We start from the raw sequence: 924 nt of genomic DNA on the forward strand, positions 1-924 counted from the left end.
CTTGCGTACCACCAATCCAGACGTTGTTAAGTCTGTCGCGAACCGCATTAAAAATAGCGATCCATGCTCGGTTTTTACTGCTTTGCGTGAGTGGAAGAACGAATTTTAACCATTTTCTGCTTGTAAGTTTGCAAGACCCCAGTATTATCAGGGGCTGATTTTTTGGGAAGCGCCACTGGCGCTTCTCTTACGTTTGGGGTCGATATAAATCAACTTGAATGTCGCTCCCATGCATAATTTTAGAAGCTCTCCGCCTCTATTGAATATTAGTTAGTGTTAAAAGATGTCTATTATCTCACGACTGCCACGCAACTTAGGCTGCGCGACAGGCAGGAGAAGATAAAAAGGCCCTAAATAGGCTGAACCCATGCGTTTGAAGTATAGCTGGGCGTTGGTGTTGCTATTATCTGGCTGTCAATTGACTCAGCCAAATTCGTCCACCACTCCAACTCCAGAAACCAACAAGTCAGAGCAAACTGCTAAGCAGAATGCCACTAAGACTAAATCTAAAAACAAACAATCTTTGGCGAAAGATTCTGCTAAGGATACGCCAAAAGTTCTCTCTCCTCAGGAACAAGAAGATGTGTGGCAACGTATTGCTATGCAGCTTGAAATGGACATCCCAAACAACAAGAAAGTGGATTATTACCGTACGTGGTATTTGAAACACCCAAACCACCTGTACACGGTATCTAAACGTGCAGCGCCATTTCTTTACATGATCACGCAACGTATCGAAGAACGAGGTTTGCCAATGGAGCTTGCTCTTCTACCGGTTGTGGAAAGCTCATTTGACGCTTTCGCCTACTCGCACGGTAGCGCAGCAGGTTTGTGGCAGTTTGTGCCAGGCACCGGGAAAATGATGGGGCTTGAACAAAACTACTGGTATGACGGGCGCAGAGATGTGGCAGCAGCAACGGATGC

1 protein-coding gene and 1 pseudogene are annotated in these 924 nt (G+C 45.9%); both read left to right on the top strand.

Annotated features, from left to right (window positions below):
• Positions 1–109 (top strand): annotated as a pseudogene (locus R8N47_RS24060) (hydroxyacylglutathione hydrolase); the annotation flags it as partial.
• Between the two features lie 258 nt (positions 110–367).
• A partial coding sequence (locus R8N47_RS24065) for a transglycosylase SLT domain-containing protein (RefSeq protein WP_318185960.1) occupies positions 368–924 on the top strand: 557 nt, incomplete at its 3' end.

Source organism: Vibrio sp. 2132-1, assembly GCF_033344315.1.